The sequence below is a fragment of the Microcoleus sp. PH2017_28_MFU_U_A genome (assembly GCF_020738035.1).
In the GTDB taxonomy this organism is placed as follows: Bacteria; Cyanobacteriota; Cyanobacteriia; order Cyanobacteriales; family Microcoleaceae; genus Microcoleus.
Genome location: NZ_JAEQCX010000007.1, coordinates 1 through 2,510, shown reverse-complemented (window position 1 = coordinate 2,510; position 2,510 = coordinate 1). Strand labels below are relative to the sequence as shown.

Sequence of the window (2,510 nt, the reverse complement as noted above, 5' to 3'; positions counted from 1 at the left end):
ATTAAAGTCGGCGACCCTCTCACGAGAGCCGCCGCTCTCCAAAACCGTGCGTGAAAATTTCTCTTCACACGGCTCCTCAGTGACTTGGTGCTTGTCACGCATTCCTCATTACCAACATATCCTCATCCCAAAACCAATTCAGTTCGGAGGGTGGTTTAGGCTCGGCACTGTTACAGCCAGATTTTCTGCCAGGACTGCCATCACTGGTAGTCTTTGTGTCGTGGCAATGTCTGTGTAGAAGTTGCCAATTTTTATAATCATCCTTTCCACCTTGCGATTTGGGGATAATATGGTCAATTTCCATCACATCGTTTTCACGGAAAAACAATCCACAGTGGGCGCATTTTCCCTTTTGCCATTTCAAGAGTGATGAGACTCTTGTAGGCATTTCTGGGTTGTTGCCCATTCTTGTACTCCAATAAACCAGATTCCCGTCAAATGGGGACAGTTTGCCTTTGACTTTTACATGACGCACTATTTTAATGCGGGCATGGTCAAGTAACCGAAGTGGGTTTTTCCCAACTTCAGTGGTTGCAAATACCCAGTTATCATCGCCTATGGAGTGCCAATATTTCTTTGACACCCATCCCTTTGATTTCTTTGGGTGGCGGAATTGTGCCCAAGAGACAAGCTTTTGATACACTAGGTCATCTAACTGAGCGTAGATTTCCTTACTTATGACAGTCGAATAGAAGTTAGCCCAACCCCTAATGATAGGGTTTAGTCGCTTAATTAGCGCCGCTTGCGGTGCTGACTTATGGGAGTCAATTACATCTGACAGACGGTCATAATGTGCCTTCACTTTTTCTTGACTTGGGGTAATGATGGTCTTAAAACCGAGTAATTCCCCTTTCGTATTTTTACCTGTATGGTGTTTCCCTTTGGGGAACTGACGTATATTAAATCCAAGGAAGTTGAATCCTGGCTTTTCCTCAACAAAAGTTGAAAGAGTGTGCGTCAGCCGAGTTTTACTGGGTTTTAATTCCAAGCCTATGCCCATTAACCATTCCGAGATTATTTCCCGGCATCTTTGAACAACGGTTATGTCTTCATGGAGAATCACGAAGTCATCGGCGTACCTGATTAAAGTAGCTCCTGGCTGATAGCCAGCGTATTGACCTTTCTTGACAATTGTGCCACTAGGAAAGGCGCTTTTTATCCGGTTTTCCATCCCGTGGAGGGCTATATTTGCCAAAAGCGGCGAAAGACATCCGCCTTGTGGCGTTCCCTCAGATGTAGGAAACAACTGCTTACCATCCATCACCCCCGCTTTTAACCATGCACGAATTTGACGGCGAGATACAGTCGAAACACTTCGATATGTCAGCATCAAGTACAAACTTTTGTTTATACCTGATGGAGTTAAAGATTGCTTCGATTGCATCATGACATGACCTTCCGGCTCTGAACCCGTATGAGTTTGGTTCAAATCGCGCTTCCCATTCTGGTTCTAATGCCAGTTTGACAAGCGTTTGCAAGGCGCGGTCATCCATTGTAGGTATTCCTAAAGGTCGCTTCTCGTCACGTCCAGGCTTGGGAATCCATACACGCCTAGTCGGGCTGACCTTAGAACCCAGTTTTATTTGATTTATCAAGGCAAGACGGAGATTAGGAGTCAGCGATTTAACGCCGTCTACACCTGCTGTCTTTTTGCCGCAATTATCCTGGGTAACTCTACGAACCGCTAACGCTCTTGCTGACCAAGAATTCATCAGCGTTTTTTGGAGTCTGCGATATGTTTTTACATCGCCACGTTGAGAGGCTTGATAAATTCTCTGTTGCAGCTTATACACTCTACGTTCTAGCTTTCGCCAGTTAATAGAACGCCATTCCACCGTAGTCTTTAAACTCGTATTAGACATATTTACTGCTACTGGAAACTTTATTTTCCAAATCACCGTGATTCTGTCTGCCTATCCTCACCATTACAGTCAGGCGTTTTGCTTTTGAATCAATCTTGCCTACTCTTCGTATTAGTTAGCACCTACTCAATCATTGAAGACTGAGAACGGACGAGAGGTTACTTCGTTTCTGATAGTCATTGTTTGAGTTTTTAGAGCGGTACTATCCACCGGGTTTAGAGGAAGTGCTTGTTGGTCAACCAGGAACTTGCCAACTCCCCATTATCCTTGCCCATTTTGGGACTCCCAACGTAAACAGCCTGATTTCGCTGGTTATTCATGACGATGGTTCAAATGTACCTTTGTATTCCTACTCATGAACTCTTGCTCGGTGTTTACCAGGTTAGGCTTCCAGTATTGACACCTTTCACCCCCGCTTCAGGGATTGATGGCTAGTCGCTACCCTGGGGGACGCAATTCTTGACTGCGCTCTGTGTGCTTTCACTCCTGCACCTGGAGGGTGGGACTTAGTTTTCTAGGATACTTACCTCACCCACATGACTATCAAATTGTCTTGCCGAAGCCTCTTCTTTTGGGAGAAGATTCTTGTGTAGCTTGCGGGTAATCCTCTACCCATTTCAGGGTTAGTTTCTACCCAACGAATCGCAC

At 45.3% G+C, this 2,510-nt stretch carries 1 protein-coding gene and 1 pseudogene; both read right to left on the bottom strand.

All coding sequences use genetic code 11. The annotated features are described in order from the left end of the window. Nucleotides 1-94: 94 nt before the first annotated feature. Nucleotides 95-304 carry an HNH endonuclease gene (locus JGK14_RS00070; protein ID WP_325314550.1) on the bottom strand — a complete coding sequence of 70 codons (210 nt, stop codon included), beginning with the start codon at nucleotides 302-304 and terminating at the stop codon, nucleotides 95-97. A 321-nt stretch (nucleotides 305-625) separates the two neighbouring features. Continuing rightward, nucleotides 626-1,862, bottom strand: a pseudogene (locus JGK14_RS00065) (reverse transcriptase domain-containing protein); the annotation flags it as partial. Nucleotides 1,863-2,510 lie beyond the last annotated feature (648 nt).

What these genes read in the sequence shown, in the direction of transcription:
- JGK14_RS00070 (WP_325314550.1), bottom strand. Translation starts at nt 304, where the DNA reads ATGGAAATTGACCATATTATCCCCAAATCGCAAGGTGGAAAGGATGAT.